21 protein-coding genes are annotated in these 24,563 nt (G+C 59.8%); 2 read left to right on the top strand and 19 right to left on the bottom strand.

What is annotated here, in order from left to right:
* Positions 1 to 110 precede the first annotated feature (110 nt).
* A complete protein-coding gene (locus KTAU_RS05880) occupies positions 111 to 827 on the bottom strand; it encodes an SRPBCC family protein (RefSeq protein ID WP_151727452.1) in 717 nt (238 codons plus the stop codon).
* 540 nt (positions 828 to 1,367) lie between these two features.
* On the opposite strand from KTAU_RS05880, the gene KTAU_RS05885 reads away from it, so the two are divergent.
* Positions 1,368 to 2,714 carry a cation:proton antiporter gene (locus KTAU_RS05885; protein WP_151727453.1) on the top strand — a complete coding sequence of 449 codons (1,347 nt, stop codon included), beginning with the start codon at positions 1,368 to 1,370 and terminating at the stop codon, positions 2,712 to 2,714.
* Between the two features lie 166 nt (positions 2,715 to 2,880).
* Here KTAU_RS05885 and KTAU_RS05890 read toward each other — a convergent pair whose 3' ends face one another.
* From KTAU_RS05890 to KTAU_RS05935, 10 genes are all read right to left on the bottom strand, one after another.
* Positions 2,881 to 3,429, bottom strand: a complete 549-nt coding sequence (locus tag KTAU_RS05890) for a hypothetical protein (protein WP_151727454.1) — start codon at positions 3,427 to 3,429, stop codon at positions 2,881 to 2,883.
* 221 nt (positions 3,430 to 3,650) lie between these two features.
* Positions 3,651 to 4,265, bottom strand: coding sequence for an enoyl-CoA hydratase/isomerase family protein (locus KTAU_RS05895; protein ID WP_151727455.1), 615 nt, complete (start codon positions 4,263 to 4,265; stop codon positions 3,651 to 3,653).
* 266 nt (positions 4,266 to 4,531) lie between these two features.
* On the bottom strand, positions 4,532 to 5,341 hold the full coding sequence (locus KTAU_RS05900; RefSeq protein ID WP_151727456.1) for an enoyl-CoA hydratase/isomerase family protein: 810 nt from the start codon (positions 5,339 to 5,341) through the stop codon (positions 4,532 to 4,534).
* 15 nt (positions 5,342 to 5,356) lie between these two features.
* Complete coding sequence (locus KTAU_RS05905; protein WP_228026328.1) at positions 5,357 to 5,590, bottom strand: PaaD-like zinc ribbon domain-containing protein; 234 nt, start codon at positions 5,588 to 5,590, stop codon at positions 5,357 to 5,359.
* A complete protein-coding gene (locus tag KTAU_RS05910; protein WP_151727457.1) occupies positions 5,587 to 6,384 on the bottom strand; it encodes a Phenylacetic acid catabolic protein in 798 nt (265 codons plus the stop codon). The genes KTAU_RS05905 and KTAU_RS05910 overlap by 4 nt, the downstream gene beginning before the upstream one ends.
* Positions 6,385 to 6,562: 178 nt before the next feature.
* On the bottom strand, positions 6,563 to 6,841 hold the full coding sequence (locus KTAU_RS05915; RefSeq protein WP_151727458.1) for a hypothetical protein: 279 nt from the start codon (positions 6,839 to 6,841) through the stop codon (positions 6,563 to 6,565).
* Positions 6,838 to 7,191, bottom strand: a complete 354-nt coding sequence (locus KTAU_RS05920; protein ID WP_151727459.1) for a metal-sulfur cluster assembly factor — start codon at positions 7,189 to 7,191, stop codon at positions 6,838 to 6,840. The genes KTAU_RS05915 and KTAU_RS05920 overlap by 4 nt, the downstream gene beginning before the upstream one ends.
* A 5-nt stretch (positions 7,192 to 7,196) precedes the next feature.
* On the bottom strand, positions 7,197 to 8,147 hold the full coding sequence (locus tag KTAU_RS05925) for a Phenylacetic acid catabolic protein (RefSeq protein ID WP_151727460.1): 951 nt from the start codon (positions 8,145 to 8,147) through the stop codon (positions 7,197 to 7,199).
* A 289-nt stretch (positions 8,148 to 8,436) separates the two neighbouring features.
* Entirely contained in the window at positions 8,437 to 9,729 is a 1,293-nt protein-coding gene (locus KTAU_RS05930; RefSeq protein ID WP_151727461.1) for a M16 family metallopeptidase, read from the bottom strand.
* Positions 9,730 to 10,054: 325 nt separating this feature from the next.
* A complete protein-coding gene (locus tag KTAU_RS05935; protein ID WP_151727462.1) occupies positions 10,055 to 10,633 on the bottom strand; it encodes a hypothetical protein in 579 nt (192 codons plus the stop codon).
* 224 nt (positions 10,634 to 10,857) lie between these two features.
* On the opposite strand from KTAU_RS05935, the gene KTAU_RS05940 reads away from it, so the two are divergent.
* On the top strand, positions 10,858 to 12,030 hold the full coding sequence (locus KTAU_RS05940) for an acyl-CoA dehydrogenase family protein (protein WP_151727463.1): 1,173 nt from the start codon (positions 10,858 to 10,860) through the stop codon (positions 12,028 to 12,030).
* A 505-nt stretch (positions 12,031 to 12,535) separates the two neighbouring features.
* Here the strand turns inward: KTAU_RS05940 and KTAU_RS05945 are convergent.
* The 8 genes from KTAU_RS05945 to KTAU_RS05980 all read right to left on the bottom strand — a co-directional run bounded on the left by KTAU_RS05945 (position 12,536) and on the right by KTAU_RS05980 (position 24,462).
* On the bottom strand, positions 12,536 to 13,453 hold the full coding sequence (locus KTAU_RS05945) for a restriction endonuclease (RefSeq protein ID WP_151727464.1): 918 nt from the start codon (positions 13,451 to 13,453) through the stop codon (positions 12,536 to 12,538).
* Positions 13,454 to 13,609: 156 nt separating this feature from the next.
* Positions 13,610 to 14,407, bottom strand: coding sequence for an HAD-IIA family hydrolase (locus KTAU_RS05950; protein WP_112429847.1), 798 nt, complete (start codon positions 14,405 to 14,407; stop codon positions 13,610 to 13,612).
* Positions 14,408 to 14,487: 80 nt separating this feature from the next.
* Positions 14,488 to 16,038, bottom strand: a complete 1,551-nt coding sequence (dnaA, locus tag KTAU_RS05955) for a chromosomal replication initiator protein DnaA (RefSeq protein ID WP_228026329.1) — start codon at positions 16,036 to 16,038, stop codon at positions 14,488 to 14,490.
* Entirely contained in the window at positions 16,035 to 16,433 is a 399-nt protein-coding gene (locus KTAU_RS05960; protein ID WP_151727465.1) for a RidA family protein, read from the bottom strand. Before KTAU_RS05960 ends, dnaA begins: the two co-directional genes overlap by 4 nt.
* Positions 16,434 to 16,526: 93 nt before the next feature.
* Positions 16,527 to 17,495, bottom strand: a complete 969-nt coding sequence (locus KTAU_RS05965) for a protein kinase domain-containing protein (RefSeq protein ID WP_151727466.1) — start codon at positions 17,493 to 17,495, stop codon at positions 16,527 to 16,529.
* A gap of 91 nt (positions 17,496 to 17,586) precedes the next feature.
* Positions 17,587 to 18,792 carry a TolB family protein gene (locus KTAU_RS05970; protein ID WP_151727467.1) on the bottom strand — a complete coding sequence of 402 codons (1,206 nt, stop codon included), beginning with the start codon at positions 18,790 to 18,792 and terminating at the stop codon, positions 17,587 to 17,589.
* 518 nt (positions 18,793 to 19,310) lie between these two features.
* Positions 19,311 to 21,413, bottom strand: coding sequence for an LCP family protein (locus KTAU_RS05975; protein WP_151727468.1), 2,103 nt, complete (start codon positions 21,411 to 21,413; stop codon positions 19,311 to 19,313).
* Between the two features lie 880 nt (positions 21,414 to 22,293).
* The gene (locus tag KTAU_RS05980; protein ID WP_151727469.1) at positions 22,294 to 24,462 is read right to left on the bottom strand and encodes a tetratricopeptide repeat protein; all 2,169 of its coding nucleotides are present in this window, start codon (positions 24,460 to 24,462) and stop codon (positions 22,294 to 22,296) included.
* Positions 24,463 to 24,563: the final 101 nt, after the last annotated feature.

Genomic DNA, 24,563 nt, shown 5'->3' on the forward strand with positions numbered 1-24,563 from the left:
CCGACCCGGAAGCGCGACGAGAGGCAAGGAGAGCTGCCTTTCTCTCTGCTCATACCTGGCTGACCTGCGAACCGGAACAGAGAACCTGGCGGGGCATCAAGCCGGCACAATTACCGCCGTGGTAGCCTGGTTCCTACCCAGACGAGCAAGAGTAAGACCGCCAGCATAGCCGTACGGCGGATCGCCTGCACCCAGCGCTCTTCCGCTCGCGGGTCACCGCCGCCGAGGTGAAGACGGCGCACCAGGCTATGGAGCGGCGTTCTCTCCCTGGCTTGTAGGCCTGACCCCGCGGCACTGACGGCCTCCGGCGGCCACGCCCGCTCCTGATGCTGAGGACTCAGCCGGTCCGGCTGGACCGCTAACTTGGTGGCTTCCTCGATCTCAGGCGGGCGCATGGCGCGCAGCTGATCCGCCAGGCCCAGGAAAAACTGCTGGATGAGCATTTTGGTTGTGCCGCGCAGCACGGGCGCGGGCAAGAGACCAGCCCTCCCTACCTGTAAGACTCCCTGGTAGGAGACAACGGTATTGTGCTCGCGCCGCAGCAGACGCACCCAACCCTCTCCTCGCACCGGGCCGTGGCGGCTCTCACCTTCGACGGCGATGCGATAGCAGTGAGGATAGTCTTGATCAGAGATGGTGACCATTCCTTCATAACTGCCTCGCAGCGGGGCATGCCTGACAGCGAGCCTGATGGCATAGCGATTCTCGCCCAGGGCCTCCAGGTGCTCCACTCCTGGCAGAGCCTGGCGGAGAATCTGTTGATCCATCAGGCATTTCCATACTTCTTCAGGAGTTGCCTGGAGTGTGTATGCTCCCTCAACGTCCATAGGATAATTCCTTAAAGATCAATAATTGCCGCCCTCATTATAGAAGAGGAGGTCGTCACTGACAAGCGGATCGGGGATCTTCCTGAAAATTCCCGCCTCCTCTTCCCACCTGCTTTTATGGCCTGGCCCGGTAGGCAAGGGCTGGTCACATGCTCAACCCCATCTGCAGCACCCCATTGCGTGCAGTGCCCCCTTGCCAGCACCAGCTATCCTCTCCTATACTAGAATGGATAAGTGTTGGAAGCACACATTGCGTTCTCGCTTATAAACTGAGGAGTGCCGGGAAGTCTGGTCGGCCCTGGCACTCCTCTTTTCTTTGTGCGCTGCCTTGCCGTTCCGCTCGATGCAGGACCAGCATCCCCTGCTCTGCCTCCTGCCGCTGCCTCCATACCCATGCAACGCCTGCGCTGGCTGAGGCAGGCGGATCAGGCCCAGTTCAGCACAGATAGGCCGGGCCGGATCGGAGCAGAGCCGAGCGAGCCAGGCGCGGATCGAGACGGGCACGCTCGCCCTTCGCCTGAAGAAAGGGGGCCGTTTTAGATGCCGATTCCGCTGGTGGAGAGCTACCTTATCCTTTTCTTGCTGATTGCCCTTGCGACTATCCTGATCACACGCTGGATCGCCGTTCCCTATACCCTGGGTCTGGTCATCGTCGGGCTGCTCTTAAGCGCGCTCCATCTGCTTCCGCCCTTGCAGCTTGACCCTGAGCTAGTGCTCTTCGTCTTCCTGCCAGCCTTGCTCTTTGAGGGAGCCTGGTCACTGAACTGGCAGCTGCTCAAGAACGAGTGGCGCAGTATCTTCTTTCTCGCTGGTCCGGGTCTGCTTCTCTCACTCTGTCTGATCGCAGCCCTGCTCCACTGGCTGGAAGGAGTTGACTGGGGAGCCGCTTTCCTGCTGGCAGCCATTCTATCACCTACCGATCCGGTGGCCGTGTTGAGCCTCTTCCGCCAGCTCCACCTCGACGAGCGTCTTTCGGTGATTATCGAGGGCGAAAGCCTTTTCAACGACGGCGTGGCGGGCGCGCTCTACCAGGTTTTCCTGGCCGCCGTCCTGCTGGCCTCTTCAGGGGAGTCAAGCCTGCCTGCTGCGGGCCTGCCGCTGCCCCTGATGGGATTGCTGCTCTTCCTGTTAGAGGGCGGGGGCGCCATCGTCCTGGGCCTCGTCGGCGGCTGGTTGCTCTGCCAACTGCTCCGTCACATCGACGACGCCCTGAGCGAGATCGGCCTCACGATCCTCGCCGCCTACGGCCTCTACCTGCTGGCGGACCGCCTCCACCTCTCAGCCATCATTACGGTGATCGTGGCCGGTCTGCTCCTCGGCAATTATGGCCGACGTATCGGCATGTCCGTTACCACACGCACCGCGGTCGACACTTTTTGGAGCGTCGTGGCATTCATCGCCAACGCCCTGCTCTTCCTGCTGATCGGTGTCCAGCTGAATCCGCTGGCACTGCCGCCGCTGCCAGGGGGCACTCTGGCTAGCCTGCTGAACGCAGCTTTTGCTATCGGCGTAGTGCTGCTGGCACGCCTGCTGCTCGTTCTGCTGCTAGCTGCGCGCTCCTGGCTGACCATTGCCGGACGCAAGGGCATGCTTCCTTTCGCCTGGCAACTGGTAATCTTCTGGGGGGGACTGCGCGGCGCGCTCTCGCTCGCTCTGGCCCTGGCACTGCCATTGACGCTGCCGCAGCGTCCTCTCATCCTGGCCTCTACTGGTGCGGTTGTGCTCTTCACGCTGCTCGTCCAGGGACTCAGTATGCGCTGGCTCCTGCTCGGGCTCCCCTCTTTGCGTGATCACCAGGCCCACACCGACCCTGATATTGATGCAGAACAGCGGCCGCCTGCAGCCCCTGACAGGTCGGGCACTGAGCAGGCCGCAGAAGATCTCTGAACTCCTTTTCCTGGCCCCTCGTTTCCAAGCGACGAGCACAGCTCAGAAAGGGCCAGGTCGCTCCGGCGTCAAGCTGCGCTCTCTAACAAAGCAGGCAGACAAGGTAGAGCGCTGCACCAGACGCCAGACTCGCTGCTATCTTTCAGCATTCCATTGCACCACAGGCTTACTGGACAGCAATGGTAAAGGAGAGACGCAGAATATACTGCGGGCAGAATTGATCTGGTTGACAGAGCGCGCGGGCAGTAAAGACGACTTCGCTCTGGCCACTGCCCTGGGCCACATAGCGCCAGACGCAGGCGCGAGCCTCTTGAGAGGCATAACCCGCTGGCTGCTGCAGCTCCAGCACTCCCTGAGAGCCGGCCGGCGTCTCCCAGCGCTGGCCAAAGGGCAGCTCAAAGACTACCAGCGTGCCCTGGCGCACCCTGATTGTCTGTCCATTCTGTGTGCTCTTCACCAGCACCGCCTGCGCTGGCAATGGCGTATTGACAACCGCATCGCTGGGACAGCCATGACTGGTGCCATAGCCTTTGACAATCGTAGCCGTTGGTGTGGACACACTTTTCGTCGGCGAGGCAGTCGCTTGACTGGCCGCACCGGTCGTTGAGGCCTTAGTGCCACAGGCACTCAGTCCCATCAGCAGTGCCACTAAGGCTGGAACAATGACAAACCACCATGATCTGCAACGAATACCATAAACCTTGCTGCGACGCATACACGATCTCCTTACGCCCAACAATTCCTTCATTGCTCAGCTCACCAGGGCAGTTCCGCGGAGGCTGCTGCCTTCATGGGAAGGACGTTGAAAGCCGTCAGAAAGTTCCTCTGGCCAGAGCAGGGTCAGAGATTCGCGTCTCTGGGGCTGGCCAGTCCATTGGCCATTAAGGGAGCCAGTGGCGGAGAAGGTCAGAGGGAGGTTTTGCGCTGTGAAGGCTCTCACGACCGTGACTGGCAGCGGCCTAGCGTGGCCAGCATCACCAGTAACTCCTCGGCCTCGCTTAGGAAGCGCCGCGCCGGCAATACCTGATGTACCAGACCAAGGCGGAAGGCCTCGCTTGCCTTAAGCGTCTCGCCTGTCAAGATGAGACGCATGGTGGCCTGATAGCCGATCAGAGAGGGGAAGTAAGCGGCAGCTACCGGCGGGAAAACTCCCAGGGTCACTTCGGGTAAGCCAAAGACAGCGTCCTCGCGCGCAATGACCGTATCGCAGAGGGCAGCTAACTCGCAGCCGCCGCCGAGGGCATAGCCTTTGACCAGGGCTACCGTCGGGATTCCCCGGCCCCGCAGCTCTTCAAAAGCCGCGCAATTATCGTAGACCGCGCGCAGCATCTCTCGTTCACGCCCATCGAGGTGATCACGTATGTCCACTCCCGCACTAAATGCCCGCTCGCCCGCGCTCGTGATGACAAGCAGGCGCGGCGACTTCTGCGCAGCAGCTCGCAAAGCATGCGTGATCTCATCCAGCGTGGCAATCGTCAAGATATTGAGCGGAGGGCGATCGAGAATAAGCCAGAGCACGCCGTCGCGCTCCCGCAAATGAATCTCCGCCATAGTCTTTCCTTGCTTACTTGCATCTGCCGAAAAAAAGACGCCGGGCCGAAGCTGAGGAATATTGTAGCACCTCAGAACCGCCAGCGTAAAGCGACAGAGTCGGGAAGAGCACGACCGCCACCGCAGAGCTGGCAAGGACCTTAGGCCAAGCCGCACTGCCACCGGCGCGCGTCGTGCTCTCCCCACAGCGGGCAGATCCGATTACATCGCTGAGCTAGGTCGTTGATAGAGGCTGGTTATCTGGCGTGGCAATAGAGATCTGGTGCTCAGCGTCCTGTAAAATGCTTCTCCTGGCGCTTCTCAATGTAAGCAGCCAGCCCTTCCTTTGCATCCTCGCTCTGGAAACAGAGCTGCTGCAGCTCCCGCTCCAGAGCCAGGCCCTCAGCCAACGCGACCTCCGCACCCGACTGCACAGCCCGCTTGATGCGACCGACCGTGCGCGAGGCGCTATTAGGTGGACAGAAACGCTTGGCGTAGGCTATGACCTGCTCCCAGTAGTTCTCAGACTCATAGATATAATTGACCAGACCAAGCTCCTGGGCTTCCTCAAAGCTGATCAGCTTGCCCTCGGTCATTAACTCGATGGCCTTGTTCTTCGGCAAAGCCCGCGCCAGGCGCTGCGTTCCACCGGTGCCAGGCAAGACGCCGAGTGAGACCTCCGGCAGGCCAATCTTGCCGGCATTGCGCCGCGCAATGCGGATATCGCAGGCCAGAGCAATCTCCAGACCACCGCCGACGGTGTGACCGTTGAGGGCCGCAATCACGAGCTTGGGCGTCTGCTCCAGCCGCAGCAGGGTTTCATTGGCATGGAGGCAGAAATAGTATTTGTAGGTCGGCGAGACCGAGTTGAGCATGCTGATATCTGCCCCGGCGCAGAAGAAGCGCTCGCCTGCACCGCGCAAGACCAGCACATGGACGCTCTCATCAAAGCGCGCCTGCAGGATCGCCTCATCCAGCTGGCGCATCATCTCATAGCTGTAGGTATTGGCCGGCGGATTGGTCAGCTCGATGATGGCCACCCCATCGCTCACACTATAGTTGACTAGCGTCCGCTCGCGCTCTGTCGTCGTTGTCATCGCAGCTCTTCCTTTCTACTCCTCAGACGAAGTCAGCTTCGCCTTCGCATCTTCAAGGACATCATCGCCTTTGATGTACTCAAAGGGTGTATGGCACCTGTTACAATAATATTGCGCCGTCAACAGCTGCTGGCCGAAGAGAGAGAACAACTCTGTCTCTGTCGAGCCACAGAAAGGGCAGCGCGGTCGCTCGCCACGGGGTAAGGGTTCCTCAACATGTGCCCACCTGGAATCAATCTCCTCGCTCATGGCTGATCCTCCCCCGCCGCCTCCTGGCCGGCGGGACGCAGGCGGCGGCTCTCGGCCTCCCAGCGTTCCCAGGGAAGTGCCTCCCCCGGCAGCCAGCGCTTGCTCTCGGGATCGAAACGGGCGGGCATCTCAATAGCCAGGCTTTCTAGCAAAGGCATCACTCGCTGGAGGTAGCGGCTGCGCAGCTCCGCAGGTGGGGCATCGATGAAACCTTCACGATAGAGCTGGCTCATCACCGGGTCATCATCGGGACCGAACCAGCAGAGCGTTTCCTCCCACAGGCGTTGCAGCGAGGAGACCAGGGCCTGGCGTACCGCGCCTCCGGCCTTCGCCAGACGCCGCACCCAGCCCTCAGCATGCGTGCGGTGCACCTGTTCCTCCTGCACAATTTTGCGGGCACGTTGCCGCAACGGCTCGTAGGCCGAGTGCTGCGCGGCCTCAAAAAAGGTCGTCAGCGCTCCATCTAGCAGGAAATTCGTAGCCACAAAATCGGACCAGCTGGCAAATTCGCGATCGAGAAAGGTCAGATGATAGCGCAACGTCCGCGTTTCGGGAGCCACCTGACGAGGGTCAGCAGCGGCCTGAGCGAAATCTTCCAGCAGCGGATAGAGCGTGCGCGCGTGGCCGATCTCATCCTGAGTCATCGCGGCGGCGGCCACTGCCGCCTCCAGAGCGGGCGCTCCATTGGCCCAGTAGGCATAGCGCCGTCCTATCGCCTGCTTATTGTCCGCCAGCGAGGCCAGCACCGCGAAGAGCGCCGCGTTATCGATGCGTGCAGCAGCAGTACCAGTCATAGCATCAAGCTCACTTTACCTTGCAGCCGAGGAGGAAGCCACAACCGCCACCGATAGCGCGGCGCGGCCATCCAGTCCTCTAGCCCTTTTCAGATTTACCCCAGACCTCGCCGAAGCGACGCCAGCCTCTCGCTCCGGGCCGAGGGGTCCCTTTAGCGAGCCAGGCAGCCTGAGCGGCTCAGGGAGCAATCACGGTCACAATGCAATCGCGCGGCACCAGCACCATTTCGATCCAGGTAAACTCGTCGTAGATGCTGCGCGCATAGACCCGAGCCAGCTCCACATCGTCGGCCACCACATTGCCGATCTCGTGCAGCGGCTCATCGTACCTGCGCCGTGCATAGACATGCCAGACGCGCCGCTCATTGAGGGCCTCACGTCGGGGCCGGTCCGTGCCGAGGCCGGCTTGCGCCCCAGCACCAGCTGGGGCTTGCGGATCACTATTCATGCTCTTCATGCCGAGATCCCCCAGCTACGCATCAGCTCGATGCCTTCCTCGCTCAGCCGCTCTTTGCTCCACACGGGGTCCCAGACCACCTCAATGCGTACTGCGCGCACCCCCGGCTCACGCAAGAGGCGCTCCTGAATATCATCCATAATGAAATCCATAGCGGGACAGCCCAGAGCCGTGAAGGTCAGCTTCACGTTGACGACGCCGTCGCGCTGTTTCAGGTCGACGATCAGCCCCATGTCGACGACGCTGATGGGGATCTCGGGATCGGTCACCTCGCGCAGGGCATCCCAGAGGGCCGGACAACTGGGATCGTCGGCAGGATGCGTACGCAGCGATGGATAGACCGCCGTCATGGCTCTTACTCCTGCTCCAAAAGACGTAGCATCTCGCGCTTGCCGCGCTGGATCAGACCGACAAACTCCTCGTTAGCCGGGCCGCGCGCCTTCCAGCGCTTGAGCACGTCGTCCCAGCTGCAGGGGCCTTCCTCTAACAGCCAGCGCTTGGCTTTGGCATCGAAATGGGCCGGGAAGGGGCAGTCCAGGACATACTTCTGCTGCTCTGGATCGTAGTGCGCAGGCACCCTCAGCTGTAGCTCTTCACAGAGCGGCACCGCCGTCGACATCCAGATCTGGCGCAACTCGTCGTTGGTGTGCCCTTTGAAACCGTACTCCAGCTGCTCGCTGTGCTTCTTCAGATCGTCGGGCAGGCCAAACCATTCAACGGTTAGCAGAAACATCCAGTCGACGGCCTTCTGCAGCTGCTCGTGACCTTCTGGCGTGGCATTGAGACGCCGCATCCACTGCTCGCCGTGACGCAGATGAAAGGTCTCCTCTTTGTCTACTTTCACCAGCGCCCGCTTCCACGGCCCGAAGGTGGTGCTGTGATAGATGTCGCTGAGCAATACATAGCCAGCCCGGTCGTAGAAGGCATTGGCGACAATCAGCTCTACCCAGTTATCCAGCGGCACATCAAAGGCATAGGGGTACTTGAACTGGCGCGGATCACGCTCAAAAATGAGCTGCTCGGTGTCAACGCCGAGGTCGCGCAGCAGGCGATAGGCAATGTGCGCGTGCCCTAGCTCATCCTGAATAATGGCCACAGCAGAGCCAAAGGCGTTCAAGGTGGGGGCATGCACGGCAGCATGATAATAGGCCGGGGCACTGATCAGCTCGGTATCGGCAGAGACCGTCAGGATGCGCTTGATCCCTTCCAGATAGAGCGGACTCATGTGCTCCAGCGATTCGACGAGCTGCTGCCTGCGGATACGATTCAAAAGAGCTTCTTCGCTCTGCAAGGCTGGTGCGACCATAGCTGTTGCTCCTTGCTCTTGGAACGAAACCATTCCCGGCCCCCTCGTTGCGCCTCGCCTTCTGCCCGCTAACCCACGCCCCTCACCTCCAGAACCCGCTTGCCCGCTCAGCTCACTGGCTGCCTGGGTAATCGGCCCGGCCAGCGAGTGGCAAGGTCGCCGCTGGCTCTTCCCCAAGGGTAGCCAGGGTTTACTTCCAGCCATATATCCATATGGACATATCAAATTGTACGCTGAGGGTCAACGAAAGTCAAGATGGCGCTGGCAGTGACAAATCACTTACCGCAGCTCAGGAAAGTGGCAGCAGATCACCTATCAGCTCTTCGCGGCTCAGCGGGCCGATGGCGGCCACCGTCAGTGGCTGCAATGGCGAGAACTCCTGTAGTACGCGCATGACCTGCTCGGCGGTCACGGAGTCGATGGCCTCCTTGACTTCGTGAGGTGTACGCAGGCGGCGCTCATACCACCACGAGCGAGCATTAGCGCTCATGCGTGCGCCAGAGCCTTCGCTGCGCATAATGTGCTCGCTCTTGAGCTGCACGCGGGCGCGCTCTAGCTCATCCTCGGTTAGACCTTCCTCGCGCAGGCGCCGCAGCTCGTTTAGAATGACCGCCAGGCATTCGTGTCCCTGCTCCGGGGTAGTGCCAGCATAGATACGCAAGGACCCTATGGCCTTATTGCTGCTCAGGCCCGCCGACACGCTGTAGACCAGACCGCGCTTTTCGCGTACCTCGACAAAGAGCCGCGAGGCCATATTGCCACCGAGGGCCTCGCCGATGATTTGCGCTGCATAATAGTCAGGGTGGGTGTAATTCGGGAAAGGCACCATCAGCCCCAGGTGCTCCTGCTTTCCCTCCTGATGTTCAAGGACAATGGTGTTAGAGGGGCGCGGATGCTGTTCCGGCGAAGGGCTGGCGGCCCCCTGCCAGTCGCTAAAGAGCCGCTCGATCTTGGCCACAACACGCTCCCAGTCGAAATTGCCGGCGATCGAGAGCAGGGCATTATTGGGGCGATAGCGTTCCTGCCAGAAGGCTAGCAGGTCCTCTTGCTGGAGCGCGCGCACATCCTCCGCAGTTCCATAGATCGGGCGTCCGAGGGCACTGCCGGCGTAGAAGTGCAGACGGGCCAGATCAAAGATGCGACTCATTGGCTCGTCGTCGCGTCGCCGAATCTCTTGCAGGATAATATTGCGCATCTGCTCTAACTCGTCACGGGGGAAGGTTGGCATCAGCAGGACTTCATGGAAGAGATCCAGCGTGGCATCGAGCCTGGTATTGACAATCTGAGCCCAGACCTGCGTTGTCTCCAGCGACGTGCTTGTTCCTTTGCGTGCGCCTAGCGATTCGAAGGCCTCATTCAGCGTGCGAGCATCCTTCTCCTTCGTCCCCTGAAATAGCATATATTCGAACAGGTGAGCCAGTCCGCTCTTATCCTCTGGCTCGTGGATCACCGCGGCATCGAGCTGAAAGCCAAACGTCACCGACCGCAAGCTAGGCATATACTGCCCGATCATCTCCAAGCCGTTGGGCAGGCGATGATAGAAAAAGTCCGGTGGCAACTGCAGACCCTGTTGACTATCCATAGAGAAGCGACTTTCCTTTCCGATTTCCCAGGCTAGCTTTAGGGGAGCCAGTGATTCATCTGCGATGATTGCTTACACTACAGCCAGTATATCATAACGGGCCTGCACCGTTGCTCGACGCTCCTGGCGCTGGCCCTGCCTGCCCCTCATCGAGCTGATGCCAGGCAGTCTTTGCCTCGATCTCCATGTGCCCCAGAGGAGAGGACCGGCCCGGAGGGTCGTGGATCAAAGCAAGAGGGCAGAACAGGCCCTTCAGTTCCCTTGCCGGGGCGTGCACGCTGGGTCGGTCCTGCCCTGTCACCTTCTTTCAGCGGCCATTCGATCCTTAATGGGGGAGGGGAGAATGAACCTCGGGCAGCGGTCTGGTGGCACCATGCTCGTAGAGCACCAGCAGGTACCAGCCAAGTGTTGCCAGCAGTGGCAGCAGGCTCAGCCCAGCGGCTGCCGGCTCAATGGTCAGCACCCCGCTCATGCGCATGTGCGGCAGACAAATGAGCTGGTTGAAGTGCAGCAGGGGGCGCTCGGTAAGATCTTGCCATTCCCAGCAGGGGCCAGGTACGGTGCCTTCGCCTTCCTCAGCACGCCGTTCATGAACACGACTCCAGCGATAGAGGGGACCATGCAGGCCGATGAGGACTCCGTCGCGACTCCACAGCTGGGGTTCGAAGATGGCCAGTTCTTCACCGCGCTCATCGTCCTGACGAATCGCCACTTGAGGCAGCCAGAGGCCGCGGCGCTCAAAGCAGAAACGTCCCTCGGCCACCTCAGCCAGGGCTGTGGTGCCTGCGAGCCGCTGGAAGCTGATGAGCGCCAGCGTCTCCTCTCCCGCCAGCAGCCGATAGCTGCGGAGAGTTCCCTCGCGCCAGTGCAAGGGGAGATCAGCGCAATCACGAATCGCACGCATAAGCCACTCCTTTCTTGCCTTCATGAGCCTGGACGCCCCACGCTTGCTATTCAGGTAGGTTCCCCCGCAATCCCTTGCTACCATCGCTGGTAGTAGCAGCCAGAGCGCCATGCCTTCGAACAGACTGGGGGACGCAGCTCTTCTGCCCCCGAGCCGCGTGCTATAATCTTTGCCAGGGCGACCTGAGATGAAGTGTCCCCTTAGTGCGCGACAAGGAGGCCAGCGTGGATTTCTCTCTGACAGAGGAGCAGAAGCTGATTCAGCAGACCGTGCGCCAGTTTGTTGAGCGTGAACTAATGCCGCTGGAGCATGAGGTCCTGCGCAATGAAGGGCGCTATCCGACAGGAATCGAGCCGGAGCGTTACCGGGCTTTGCAGCTCAAGGCTAAGGAGCTGGGTTTCTGGGGTATCAACACGCCGGAGGAGTATGGCGGTGCTAACCTGGGATCGGTGATGACCGCTCTTATCCAGATGGAGCTGGGACGCACCATTGTGCCTTTCAGCTTCGGCGGCAGCGTCGACAATATTCTTTTGCACTATAGCAACGAGAAGCAGAAGCAAGAATACGTGATCCCGGTGATCGAGGGAAAACGCATCTCTTGTTTCGCCCTCACCGAGCCGGGAGCCGGCTCCGATCCCTCGGCGATCCGTACGACCGCCGTCAAAGACGGCAACCACTGGGTGATCAACGGCCAGAAGGTCTTCATTACTCACGGCAATGAGGCCGATTTCGCGATGGTCTTCGCCGTCACCGATCGCGAGAAGCCCCCTCAGAGGGGCGGCGTGACCTGCTTTCTGGTGGATCGCGCGATGGGCTGGACCTCACGCCCCATTCCCACAATGGGCGGCTGGTCGCCCGCTGAGCTGTTCTTCGATAACGTGCGCGTGCCCGAGGATCACGTGCTGGGCGAGGTCGGCCAGGGCTTCTCGTTGGGCATGCAATGGATCGGTCAGGGGCGCTGGCTGATCGCCGCGCGCGCCGTCGGAACCGCTGAGCGCCTGCTGCAGATGGCCATCGATTACGCCCGCCAGCGTGTCACCTTCGGCAAGCCCATCGCCGAGCGCCAGGCTATTCAGTGGATGCTGGCCGATTCGGCGGTGGAGATCCAGGCCACGAAGTGGCTGACATTGCACGCGGCCTGGAAGGCCGATCAGAAACAGGACAACCGCTACGAGGCCAGCCTCGCCAAGCTCTACGGCTCCAACATGGTCAATCGCGTGGTCGATCGCGCGCTCCAGATTCATGGCGGCATGGGCTACACCAAGGAGTTACCTATTGAGCGCTGGTATCGCGACGTGCGCGTGACGCGCATCTATGAGGGTACGGACGAGATTCAACACTATATTATCGCCCGTGCACTGCTGAAGGGCTACGTCCATCTCGGCACCTGGGACTGAAAGGCTCTTGAGCAAGGGCCGCGGCCAGACCATCCACATGAGAAGCGCATGATGGCCCTGCTTGCCAAAGGTAGGGCCATCGTGCCTCTCCATTCTTCCCCCTCTCCTGCTCCCGGTTTACGGCTTGCGGGCGGAGATGACGTACTCGAAGAGCTCCTTTTTCGAGGAGCGCTTGCGCAGCGGCACGATCTCTATGCTGCCAGGTTGCAAGCACCTCTGCACAGGGTGTCTTCCAAGAGGGAGGCAGCATAGTAGCTTGTTGGAGCCGGTCGAAAAGAGAGGGACTGATGGCCAGGGCTGTCGTGCCGGTGCCGCAGAATGGATCGAGCACCAGCGAATCGCCTGGCGGGAGCCCGGCCAGCAGCTCCTTGATCAGCGTCACCGAGTGAGCAGGAGTGAGCTTGAGCCAGCCATAGCGCGTCTCTGGCCGGTTCCCCTGAAAGCTGAGATGGTGATTGCGTCTCAGCGCTGCCACTCTCTGGGTCGAGCACGGTATCTCAACAAGCTACTCTTCGAAATAGTCGCTATCGATCTTTTTCAAGATGTAGCGCGTTTCTTCAGTTACACCCACTCCGTGATCGATCATTAATTGGGCCATCTGCTCGCCATCGATTAAGACAATGCTCAGATTATCAACGCTACGAGCATAGTTTTGGGCGCTGGTGGAGAAAGTGCCAGTCGTCATAAAGATCCCTTTGCGGGCCTTCTTACCCATTAAGGCCCCTGCAAAGGCCTGGACATCGGGTCCGCCAACGGTACCCTGCCAGCGCTTAGCCTGAACATAAATGCGATCCAGTCCCAGGCGGTCCTCATAAATCACGCCATCGACTCCGCCATCGCCGGTACCACCCAGCGCCTGGGCCGCCTCTTTGCGCGAGCCACCATAGCCCATTGCCAGCAATAAATCCAAAACCAACCGTTCGAAGAAGCCTGGGGTACTCTTCCTGACGCGCTCGAGCAGCTCCTGAGCGAGTTCGCGCTTGAGCGTCTGATAGGTCGTCTCTAACAGCTCCTGGGGAGTCTGGCCGGAGCGATCGAGCGCCTCCTGGGCGGCAACTGGCGACTGCCCATTATGGGACGAGGAAGCCAGGAACTGCAGGAACTCGGGGAAGCGCTTCAGGTAGGCCACATCCAGCGTCGGTGGTCGCGCTATCAACACCCTCCTACCACGCTCGGTAATGCGGAAGCGCCCGCGGCCTGCGCTCGCGAGCAACTGCGCTTTTTGCAGATACGTACGGGCCCACGACAGACGGTTCCAGAACTTGGCCTGTTTCCCGCTGGGAAGCGGCTCATTGCGTTCGGTCTCACTGAGAGCGAAGCGCCGGGCCACAAGCTCAGCCGCTTCGGTCAGGGTATGCTCCTGGCCATCGCCAGCCAGCTCCAGCAAAGGCCAGAGAAACTCTTGAAAATTGGGGACAGGCATGACCTTTCTCAGCAGGGCAGAATTGTCGGAATGCCACCATTATAGCACAGTGTGTGAGCTGAAGCTATTCCCTTCCAAAAGAAGAGCAGGATCTCCACTTCGTTCGTAGAGAATCCTGCACACAGACCATCGTCAACAGAAGAAGAGCGTGAACCGTCATGATTTGACTTGCTGCAACTGGCGCAGCAGATCAGCCAGGTCCTCATAGACATGCTCGGGCTTGATTGGAGAGACCTCGATATCGGCGCGGTTATTGCGGCCCGAGAGCACCAGAATCGTATGGGTTCCGGCGGCCTGGCCAGCCAGAATATCTACGTCCAGGCCATCGCCAATCATTACCGTCTCCTCCGGCTTACTGCCCAAGCGCTCCATTGCCTCCAACAAGAGCATTGGCTCCGGCTTGCCCACCACCTCCGGCGTCACGCCGGTACCGGCTTCGATAGCTGCCGCCAGAGTTCCACAGCCCGGTAGGAAGCCGCCGCCGGCGATCGGCAACAACGGATCGCGATTGATGGTAATAAAGAGCGCGCCGGCCAGCACGATGCGCACTGCGCAGGTTAGCTTGCTATAATCGAAAAAGCGATCGAGGCCGACCAGCACCACATCGGCCTCCTCTGCATCGACCTCCACCACCGTCAGGCCATACTCCTGCGCTAATTCCACCAGCGGCTGCTCGCCCACAATGTAGACCCGTGCCCCAGGCAGTCGGCGGGCGATATTCTGCATCGCCGCCTGGCCCGCGCTCATCAAGTGCTCAGGCGTGGCTGGGATGCCCAGGCGCTCTAGCTTGGCCAGAATCTGCGAACCCGTAGCGAACGAGTTATTCGTCAAAAAGATATACTTTTTACCGTTGGCCTCCAGCCACTGCACGAACTCGCGCGCGCCTGGCAGCAGCTCGTTCCCACGGTAAACGACGCCGTCCAGATCGATCAGGTAGGTCGTATAAGGCAGCATAGACCTTCTTTCCGTAACGTTCGGCAAAGCACAGGCAAGATTTCAGGCCGAACCCACCCACAGTCAGCTAGCGAGTCGGCTCAGCGCGGCAGCAATAGCTCGCGGATGGCGACCACATCGCGGCGCAGGCCAGGATCAAGCTGCATAGCCCGCTCGATCTTCTCGCAGGCATGCAGCACCGTGCTATGGTCGCGCCCACCGAAGAGCTGGCCGATTTCCAGCAGCGAGAGCTGGGTCTCCTGGCGAATCAGATACATGGCAATCTGGCGCGGAATCACAATCTGCTTATCGCGCTGCTTGCCACACATGGCCTCCAGCGGGATATGGAAGTAATCGGCCACCGCCTGGGCAATCTGCCTGCCACTCAGCTGCACTTCGCGCGCCCCATTGCCCAGCGATGACATCGCCGCCCGCGCCACATCAAGCGTCAGCTCGGTGCGGTGCAGCTGCTGGTAGGCCATCAGACGATTAAGGCAGCCCTCCAGCTCACGAATATTGGTCTGGACGCGACTGGCGATATAGGCGATGACCTCATCGGGTACCGGATAATGCAGCATATCGGCCTTGACACGTAGAATCGCCATGCGCGTCTCCAGATCAGGTGGCTGAATATCGGCGATCAGTCCCCACTCAAAGCGTGAGCGCAGTCGCTCCTCCAGGCTCACAATAGCCTTGGGGGGGCGATCGCTGCAGATGACGATCTGCTTGCTCATCTCGTAGAGGCTGTTAAAGGTATGGAAAAACTCCTCCTCCGTCGACTCTTTGCCAGCGATAAACTGGATGTCATCGACCAGCAGAATATCGACGGAGCGATACTTCGCGCGAAACTCCTCGGTGGTGCGATAGCGAATCGCATTGATAATCTCGTTCGTAAACTGCTCAGACGAGACGTAGAGCACCGTTAGACCGGCCTGAGCACCCTTATGACCAATGGCGTGCAGCAAATGGGTCTTGCCCAGGCCGACCCCTCCATACAGGAACAGCGGATTATAGGCCTCGCCGGGGGCCTCCGCCACCGCGTAGGATGCGGCATGGGCCAGACGGTTACTATTGCCCACAATGAAGGCGTCAAAGGTATAGCGCGGGTTCAGCCGGTTGGGCATCGCCCCTGCGCTCTCCTGCTCCCAGGAAAGCGTTCCGCCAGCCAGCGACCCCGGCAGCGTGGAGTCATGCGGCGCGTGCACAGGTGGCTTGCTAGGCAGATCGTAATCATAGTAGGGAGAAGGAGGAGTAGAGTCATTTCTGCTGTGTCGAGCGACAAACGTCTCCGTTATTCTCTGGCGGTCCTCCATAGCGGCCATCTCCATCTCCTCATCAGCGTGAGCCTCCCGGGGAGCATCATTCGCCGCCACCACCCTCAGTGTCACCGGCTGCTGAACTAACTCGGCGAGGGCCTGCTCGATAGCAGGCTGGCACTGCTGCTGAATCAGAGCACAGGCCAGAGCATCGGGAACCAGGAGCCAGAAAGAGAGAGCTTCTGTCTCCCCTGTCGTGGCGGGCGACTCGCGAGCGGGAGCAACGGGCATGAGGCGGGCAGTGCGCAGCCAGACCCTGGCCACAACATCGATAGGCAACAGCTCCAGGCGCTGGAGCGCCCTGTGCCAGAGCGTGGCTGGATTCACGCGGATCACTCTCCCGCCTGGTCCTCAGCGAGCGCCACACACTCGATCTCGACCAGAGCCTGGCGCGGAAGCTCGGCCACGGCTACCGTTGAGCGGGCCGGCGCCGGCTCGGAGAAATAGGTAGCGTAGACCGCATTCATCGCCTGAAAGTCGCTCATGCGGGCCAGAAAGACGGTTGTCTTGACTACGCGCGAGAGAGAGCTGCCGGCAGCCTGCAGCACAGCCTGCAGATTCTGCAACACGCGATGGGTCTGGGTTGCCACATCGTCGCCCACCAGCTCGCCGCTGGCGGGATCGAGCGCAATCTGTCCAGAGGCATAGATAAACTGGCCGCAGCGGATCGCCTGGCTATACGGTCCGATGGCGGCAGGTGCACTGGTGGTACTAACCTTCGTTCGTTCCATACAGCAATTCTAACCGTGGGCGCTTGAGTGAGCGCCCTCCTTCTCATCCAGGTTCTCTTCTAAGAGTATGATACCGACGGGACCAATCCTTCTTCACGGATACTGGCGCTGCGGTGGGAAGAGCGGGCCACCACCACCGCCAGCGGGAGAGGCCAGGCCCTGCCAGGGAGAGGCCACAGCGGGATGTCCTTGCTGCACCAGCTCACGCAAGCAGGCCCGCAAAGCCTGTTGCAGTTCGATGGCCGAATGGAAGCGGTCCTCCGGCTCTTTTTCCAGCGCGCGCATCACCACCCGCTCCACACTGATTGGCAACGAGGGGTTAAACTGGCGCAGCAGCGGGGGATTGGTAGAGGCGTGCTGCATCGCGATCGAGACTGCGGTCGGCCCCACAAACGGCGGGCGCCCGGCCAGCATTTCAAAAAGCACCACGCCGAGCGAATACAGATCGGAGGAGGCCGTCAACGTCTCGCCGCGCGCCTGCTCCGGAGAGAGATAATCTGCCGTCCCGAGCACGATACCACTGTTCGTCAGTCCAGCATCTTCGGCCACACGCACAATCCCAAAATCTGTCAGCTTGACCCAGAGGCCACTGCTCAAATCCTGGGACAGCGGCGTGATCCCGTTCCAGGTCAACATAATATTCTGAGGTTTAATATCGCGGTGGATAAAGCCGCGCGCGTGGGCCACCTGCAGCACTGAGCAGACCTGGCAGGCGATTTCAAAGGCTTCGCGCACCTGCAGGCGGCGGCGCTGAGTGATCAGCTGCTTCAACGTGGGGCCTTGAATGTACTCCATCACCAGGAAATACTGCCCACCCTCCTCAACAAAATCGTAGATGGTAACCGCATTGGGGTGGGCCAGAGCTGCTGCCGCGCGCGCCTCCCGGCGAAAGCGCTCTACGGCGCGCAGATCATTCTTATCGAGCGAACGCAGCACCTTAATGGCAACAATACGCTCCACGCGGTGGTCCCAGGTCTTAAAGACGCTAGCCATGCCGCCGGTAGCAATATGCTCACGAATCTCGTAGCGTCCCGCGATGAGCGTGCCTTCCAGCTGACTCAAGGCTCTACCTCAGATCCCCCAGCAAGGTGATATCAAAGGATCGTTATTTGTTCCCAGTATAGTGCGTAGGGTAAGTATATCATCAAAACACTCACGCCGTCCAGAATGGGTGAGAATCGCCATCGACACCACCGCTTGTGAGCTGGATTGGGCTGCCAGCGGGACTGTAGGTCTTGGTCTTCGGATTGTAATTGAGCTTGAGAAGCCAGAGATTAAACTCCTCATTGGAGTAGAAAAAGTAGGCGATGGCTTTCCCATCGGGGGACCAGACGGGCTGGCTGACAAACTCCCCTTTGACGAGCAGCTTGGACTGCTGGTAAGGCAAGAGGGCCTGCTTTTCCACCGTCGGATCGTTCGGGTTCGTGGTAACGCCTTCCGGAGTGGGCATGATGTAGAGGCCCATCTGGCCGTCCGACTCACGCCGGATGTAGGCAATGGTGTTGCCATCGGGGGAGAAAGCCGGCTCTAAACACTGCACGTTGGGCGGAGTGATCGCAATCCCCGGATCGAAGCCCGGCAATCCAGGATAGTAGGTACCGTGAGGCTTACGCGCAATTTCATTGGGATCTTCCATGAAGAGCTGAATCACCTGCTGTGTGTGTGTGTTATCGTAGGCATAGTGGGTATATATAATCTGGTCAGGGTGCCCGGGCCGGAAGCTGGGATCACTGTCACCTCCATCGCCAACATAGGCGTAAGCCACATCCTGGACCGCATTGTAGTTGTTAGGCTCATCGATCGACATCTCATAGATCTGCAGGTCGAGTACTGGCGCATCGTAGTGCGTGTACTGATACCAGTCTTCCTTCTGGAAATCGCTCAGGAAGAGCAGGTGCTTGCTGTCGGGGGCCCAGCGTGGCTGGACATTCCATTTGAAATCATCCTTGGGGACATCCAGGCCAGGCACAAAGTAGTAATGGCCATTGCCATCGAGCAACATATGCCACGGGCCACCGTTGACCGACATATACTCGATGTCGGAATAGTCCTTGAAGCGCACTGTGAAGGCGATCCATTTACCATCAGGTGAGACCGCCGGATCGCTCACAGTCTGACCTTTGGTGAGCTGCTTTAAGCTATTGGTCAGGCCATCCAGGACCCACAGGTTATGATCGATGGTGAAGTAAATCTTCCCTTTGAAGAGATTTGGGTTCTGATTGACTCCTACCTGGCGGTTCCCGACTGTGGTCTGCTTGAACTCGCTGTTGCCACCTCCAAACCAGAGACAGCCCTGCAGCAGAACCACCAGGCATGATAGCAAGATGCCCAGGCGCCACGAGATGCTCTGCTTCTTCATCGCTCTTCTTCTCTTCTCTGAACCGCTCGCTCACTTGCTCGTACGTCAGGATAATGCCCGGGGTGGATCGACGGAAGGCAGAGCTGTAGCGACCTCACTTTGTTCCTTTCTCGCTCGCGGGTCTGCAACCAATGTCTACAGCCCTGCAACAATGCTGCCAGATCGCGAGGCTCTCACTATCTCCCCACTCGGCAGGCGCGAGCGGACGCTGGCGCACCAGCCCCAGGCTCGGCGCTGGCTGCGCTCTCCGAGCGTCCTCCGGGGTAGCAAGGTGAGGCAAGCAAGTCTGTGGCCCTGGACCATCAGTACCCACAGACCTGTCCTTTCCTCTCTCTGCTCCACCGCCCGGGCATCGTCATCCATTCTTATGTATAAATCGTCATAGAGGCCTGCCTCGTCTCGCCGATCTGTCAGGCAATAAATACCTTCCTGCCCGATGAAGGCGAGTTTCGAGGCAGGTATCAGATCCCAGGTCAGGCAGCGACCTCGTCTCCGGCGTGGTCCACTGGCTGACCAGACTAGACCTTCGCCGCATCCAGCGACTCACAGACTACCGCCAGCATCAAGTCAAGCAGGCTGCGTATACCTAAGAGGTTATCGCTGCTGCCGCCCTGCAGGCTCATCAGGCCGAGATTAGCCATCTGAGCAGCAGTGGAGAGCGGATTGCCAGCTTGCGCGCTGTCAGCCACAGCCGAGGTAGATTGAAGCGTCGAGAGTGCGCTGTTGCTGGTCTTGCTCGTCGCCTGAGCCACTGTTGACGACGAGGGATTGCTGGCTGTCCCAATATTGCACTGAGCCTTGTCGCCCAGAGCGAACATCTTGGCAATCACCGGCAGCAGAGCATCGCAGTTGGGGATCTCGACATCGACTGCTTGACCCGCGCGTGTCACTGTAGCGGCATGTGAGTAAGGCGGGCCCAGGGTCACACGCTGCACGCTCGCCGCATTGATCGTACGAGCGAAATTCATCAGCTCCAGCACCTGAGTCAAAGAGAGGTCGGTCTTCACGTATCCATTCAGGTCCTGGGCGATCTCCTGCAATTTCCCAAAAATCTGGGGGTTATCAAGTTTGGTTTTCAGCTGCGTCAGCACCTGCTGTTGACGGGCCGAACGGCCAAAGTCGCCCACCAGGTCGGCATGGCGCGAGCGGACATATTCCAGGGCCTGGATACCTGACAAATGCTGCGGTCCTGGCACAATATAGAGGCGCTTGTAGGCATGGATATCACCGGTCGTATTGCCGACATCATCGGGATAGGTATCGTCTGTAATGGGGTGCATAACATCAACATCGACCCCGCCGACCGTATCGATCACCTTGACAAAGCCATCGAGACCGACCCAGGCATAGTAATCAATCGGGATACCAAAATCGGCATGGATCGTAGCGCGCGAAAGGGCCACGCCTCCGTAACCGTAGGCTTCATCCAGTTTGCCCATGCCGACCCCGGGGATTGGCAGCCAGAAATCACGCGGGATCGAGAGCATGCCGACGCTATGGGTGGCCGGATCAACAGTCACCACGATATCCGTCTGGGCAATATAGTGACCAGCGAATTTTTCATCGGTATCACTGCCGAGCAAGAGAATGTTAAAGCGCCCCCCGCTGAGGATCGAGCCACCGCTCTGGCTCTGCGATGTGTCGGAACCGCTATCTCCGCGCAGGCGCGGGACCTGCTGACCAACAATATTATTGACGGTTCCGGCGAAGGCATAGTAATAGTAAGCCACCGCCGCGCCTGTGAGAAGGAAGATCACCAGGCAGGCCACGGCCACGATGCGCACCCAGAGAGGGAAGCGGCGTCTCCGTGTCTGTCCCTTCCTGACAGGGCGAGGCAGCGAGGGACTGGCCGGCTGAGCTGAGTGTAGAGGTACCGGTTGAGGTGGCGCTCCCCAACCACCCGAGGACGGCCAGTCAACGCCCGGCGTAGCACCCACCGCTGGCAGACCATTACCCAGGCCCGGCAGCGACACAGGGTAAGTAGCTGATGGTGTCGTTGGAGGAGCTGTCATCGCCCCTCCCATAGCCAGCGGTCCCGTTCCTGGGCCCGAAGCCAGACCAGCCCCCTGACCAGGATAACCCGGCATTCCACCAGGCATGGAACCAGGCCCACTGAGGCCTGGTGCGGCTGGCCAGGGACCCAGGCCCGAGGGACCCAGGCCCGGCGAACTGAGTGGCCCTCCGAGGGCAGACGAGGGCTGCGACTGAGCCAGCCCCTGCTGCAACAGATCGGGCAGGCGATTCAGAGGAACATTGGCGTCCGTTTGGTGCGACGAAACCTGATTCAGAGAGAAGGGCGGAAGACCCTGTTGAGAAAGTGGCAGAGGCAGGTCGCCGGTTCCGTTTGGTGACTGGCCAGCAGGCGTCGCAAGAGGCGAAGAGGCCGCAGGCCCGGCAATACCAGGCAGAGAGAGCCTCGGCGGTCCGCCCACAGGATTCTTCTGCCAGAGACCCGAACCTGTTGACCGTGTGGCAGTCGGTCCCGCCTGCTGATCCTGCGCCGCGGCTTCTCCCCCCCTTTGCCCGCCGTTCGGCGACCACAGACCCGACTGAGGCTCCTGCTCAACAGGCTCATTGAGAATCTGAGCCGGATTCTTGATAAACTGGCGTTTCGCAGTCATTCAAACTCACTTCCTGACAACTTCCTAGCAGAGAGCCTTGTTGGCATGCGCGCTAAATTCTCACACGCGCACAGCACTGATACTGCTCCAGGTCACTTCACTCCAGTACAGGTGCCTTGTGCTTCTCCGCCCTGCTACCGCCCACATCATTCTCTCAATTTCCTAGCAGCAGTTTCTAGTCTCGCTGGCTCGTTTATCTGCTTCCTCAGTAAGTCGTAGCCCTCCTTCTGTGACAGGGCCGTACCTCTTCTTTGCGTACTGTTAAGTACAACGCTTTGGCAAGTCGTTTCCCGTGGCCATCGTAAAATATGGCTATCCCGCAGGATAGCAAAAGCAACCGCGTAAGGAGAAGGCAAGCGTTACAGCTCACGGTAAACAAGCAGACTGGTCAGCCAAAGCAGGCGTTCTAGCCTGACCTACCCTCCTGCTGACTGGACCCTACATCGGCAGAATAGACCCATCCGTGAAAGAAGCTGCTCCTGACCAATGGCTGGCCAGAAAGCGAGGTATCGTCTCGGCTGCAACCTGCCCGAGCCAGCAAGCATGCATGCCAAAACGAGCAGAGCAGACGCCAGCGAACCCTATCATGCGGGACGGTCACCCAGCGCCCACCCGGGGAATAGCCTCTCGCTCGCCAGCGCATAGCCCCGCCAGCGGAACAACCCGGCAGCGCTAATGGACGCTACCCTGGTCCCGGATAGGAAAGCGTCGCTGATTCGTAGTCACTTACTATAACGCATACTGTTCCAGCAAGTTTGCAAACAGAACCTTTTTGGCCAGGGGCAACCGGCCAGACCCCTCCAGAGCCTCGTTGGGCTATGAGCGGCAGCTCCTGCACCAGCTAGCGATCGCGATCGCCAGCCCAGAAGGCAGGCTCAGCTCAGGCAAAGAGCTGGCCAAGCAACTGTTCCTGCTGCAACAGGGCGGCCTGGCGCAGACCTGCAAAGGTCTCCACCCCCAGGCGCTGCTCCAGGGTGTTGAGAAACAGCTCAACCGTGCTCACCGTTGGGTCCTGCAGAGCCTGGCGCCACTGCACCGCAAAGAAGAGCAAGGCCAGTCCTTCGACCTGCCTTCCCTGCTCATAGAGCAGCATGCCCATGTTGGTGACAATCATGCCAATATCGTAGCGCTCCTGGGTGCGCAGTGCTAGCTTCAGTGACTGTTGATAATAACTCAGAGCTTGCTGATACTGCTTTTGCGTCTGGCAGAGCAGACCTAGATTATGCAGTGCCACGCACTCGATCTCAGGGTCAGGCTCTGCGAGTTGGCGATTGAGCAGCAGCGCCTGCTCGAAATAGGCCTGGGCCTGCTGGAGTGCCCCCATGCTGCGATACAGCTCGCCCATGTTGACCAGCGTTACCGCCGCATCGTGCTGGTCGCCCAGGGCTTGCTGAATGCTGAACGCGCGTTCATAGCAGAGCTGGCTCTGCTCATACTCACCCAGGCGGGCATAGAGCAAGCCCAGATGACTATTGACCAGGCCCTCATCGTGGCGGGTCAGCAAGCCGCTGGGCGGTAGCATCCCTGTATACATGCTCATCAATGTATTCCACGTTCCCCAGCGCATGAGGCTTTCATGCAAGCTCTCGTCGAAAAGCAGATCGCAGGCTTCCTGCCAGCGCCAGCCCAGGCAGAGATGGCGAATAGCATGCAACAGCGGCACAACGTCCTGCAGGCCCGTGCGCTGTTCGCGAGGCGGGCACTGCTCCAGAGCCAGGCGACGGTAGTAGGCCGCAACTTGTAAATGGCTGTTCGCCAGAGCGATCTCGCGGGCCTCCGGCTCATCTGGTTTCAGGCCGGCCAGGGCCTCCAGTAAAGGGCTACGCAGGCCCAGCATGCTCTCCAGCGCCTCGCTATGGTGGAGATCGTTCCCCTCCAGGTAGGCAGCGAGTACATACTGGCGCAGCAGGCTATGCAGGTCGTAGCAGGTGATCCCTGCCTCATTCAGGGAGCACTGCACCAGCGAAAGCTGCGCCAGCTGCAGCAGCTCCTGCTCAAAGCGCAGAGCATGTGCTGAGGCGTACTGGCCCGTAACCGTAGTCACAATTCCCGTCAGTGGGACCGGTTCGGAGAAGAGCGCCAGGGCGCGCAAGAGCAAGGTCTGCAGGGGAGAGAGATGGCGATAGAGCGCCGCGATAGTCTGGAGGGTTACATCGCCACTCCAGAGCGGCTGATACTCGGCGGCGTGCAAGAGATAGGACAGAGAAATTCCTGAGAGCTGTACAAGGGCGCAGACCAGCAACAGGGCAAAGACATGGCCGCCGCAGCGCTGCCAGACCAGAGAGAGATCCTCATAGCTGCCCTGCAGACCGCGTTGCAGCAGCAAGGAAACCCCCTCGGGGATACTGACCCGCGAGACCAGATACGAGCGCACGCGCTTCTCATCGTCGTTGAGGGGTCCATAGGGCGATAGATAGCTCGTCAGCAAGAGGCGGCTGGTGCCCAAATCCATCTGAAGCATCTCAAAGAAGGCCGCCAACGCTCCGCGTCCGACCAGTCCCTGGGCCGTCTCCGGGTCCAGCAACTGCTCAAACTGATCAAGGACAATGAAGGCGCTCTCATGTGGACGGCGCAAGGCACGCACCAGGGTCGCAATCTGCTGCTCGGGCTTGAGCAGAAAGAAGGTAGAGGTGTCAACGTTGATGCTGCGCAGGATAGCGGCGATGACATCGGGTAGATTGGCGAACGAGCTAATGCTCAGCCAGACAAAGTAACGTGGCTGCAGCGGAGGCTCCTTTGCCACCTGGGCCATGGCCTGGATACTCTTATAGACGAGCGCGGCCAGCGTCGATTTACCGACCCCCGGCTCACCAGTGAGAAAGACAGCGCTGGTATTGGGGTTGCTCAGCATGCGCCTCACTGCATTCACCTCATCAGCGCGCTGCAGAATGCACTCAGGTTCTGTCGCTGGAGGTGTTGTCGAATAGATCCCGAATGTGAACTGCTGCCGACGCTGAGGTGTTGGCTGAAGCGCAGCGGATAAGGGCGGCGTTCCTCCGCCTGCCTGCCCGCCCCCAGAGACCAGGTTGTTGTATTCCCACCCTTGCATACAACGTTGTACCTCGATGTTTCACTTGTGGTGAGTGCAGTATACCATATTGGCACGCCTCAAGGGGCGGATAGCCTGAAAATGCTACTATAGGGACGTAA

Origin of the sequence: Thermogemmatispora aurantia (assembly GCF_008974285.1) — a bacterium.
Taxonomy (GTDB): Bacteria; Chloroflexota; Ktedonobacteria; order Ktedonobacterales; family Ktedonobacteraceae; genus Thermogemmatispora; species Thermogemmatispora aurantia.

Excerpts from the sequence above, each read along its gene's own strand:
- KTAU_RS05880 (WP_151727452.1), bottom strand. The coding sequence starts at position 827 with ATGGACGTTGAGGGAGCATACACACTCCAGGCAACTCCTGAAGAAGTA.
- KTAU_RS05895 (WP_151727455.1), bottom strand. The coding sequence starts at position 4,265 with ATGGCGGAGATTCATTTGCGGGAGCGCGACGGCGTGCTCTGGCTTATT.
- KTAU_RS05915 (WP_151727458.1), bottom strand. The coding sequence starts at position 6,841 with ATGAAGAGCATGAATAGTGATCCGCAAGCCCCAGCTGGTGCTGGGGCG.
- KTAU_RS05950 (WP_112429847.1), bottom strand. The coding sequence starts at position 14,407 with ATGCTGCCTTATACGACCTACCTGATCGATCTGGACGGCGTCGTTTAC.
- KTAU_RS05960 (WP_151727465.1), bottom strand. The coding sequence starts at position 16,433 with ATGGAACGAACGAAGGTTAGTACCACCAGTGCACCTGCCGCCATCGGA.
- KTAU_RS05945 (WP_151727464.1), bottom strand. The coding sequence starts at position 13,453 with ATGCCTGTCCCCAATTTTCAAGAGTTTCTCTGGCCTTTGCTGGAGCTG.
- KTAU_RS05905 (WP_228026328.1), bottom strand. The coding sequence starts at position 5,590 with ATGAGCGAGGAGATTGATTCCAGGTGGGCACATGTTGAGGAACCCTTA.
- KTAU_RS05930 (WP_151727461.1), bottom strand. The coding sequence starts at position 9,729 with ATGGATAGTCAACAGGGTCTGCAGTTGCCACCGGACTTTTTCTATCAT.
- KTAU_RS05910 (WP_151727457.1), bottom strand. The coding sequence starts at position 6,384 with ATGACTGGTACTGCTGCTGCACGCATCGATAACGCGGCGCTCTTCGCG.
- KTAU_RS05935 (WP_151727462.1), bottom strand. The coding sequence starts at position 10,633 with ATGCGTGCGATTCGTGATTGCGCTGATCTCCCCTTGCACTGGCGCGAG.
- KTAU_RS05980 (WP_151727469.1), bottom strand. The coding sequence starts at position 24,462 with ATGCAAGGGTGGGAATACAACAACCTGGTCTCTGGGGGCGGGCAGGCA.
- KTAU_RS05925 (WP_151727460.1), bottom strand. The coding sequence starts at position 8,147 with ATGGTCGCACCAGCCTTGCAGAGCGAAGAAGCTCTTTTGAATCGTATC.
- KTAU_RS05890 (WP_151727454.1), bottom strand. The coding sequence starts at position 3,429 with ATGCGTCGCAGCAAGGTTTATGGTATTCGTTGCAGATCATGGTGGTTT.
- KTAU_RS05970 (WP_151727467.1), bottom strand. The coding sequence starts at position 18,792 with ATGAAGAAGCAGAGCATCTCGTGGCGCCTGGGCATCTTGCTATCATGC.
- KTAU_RS05900 (WP_151727456.1), bottom strand. The coding sequence starts at position 5,341 with ATGACAACGACGACAGAGCGCGAGCGGACGCTAGTCAACTATAGTGTG.
- KTAU_RS05920 (WP_151727459.1), bottom strand. The coding sequence starts at position 7,191 with ATGACGGCGGTCTATCCATCGCTGCGTACGCATCCTGCCGACGATCCC.
- KTAU_RS05885 (WP_151727453.1), top strand. The coding sequence starts at position 1,368 with ATGCCGATTCCGCTGGTGGAGAGCTACCTTATCCTTTTCTTGCTGATT.
- KTAU_RS05975 (WP_151727468.1), bottom strand. The coding sequence starts at position 21,413 with ATGACTGCGAAACGCCAGTTTATCAAGAATCCGGCTCAGATTCTCAAT.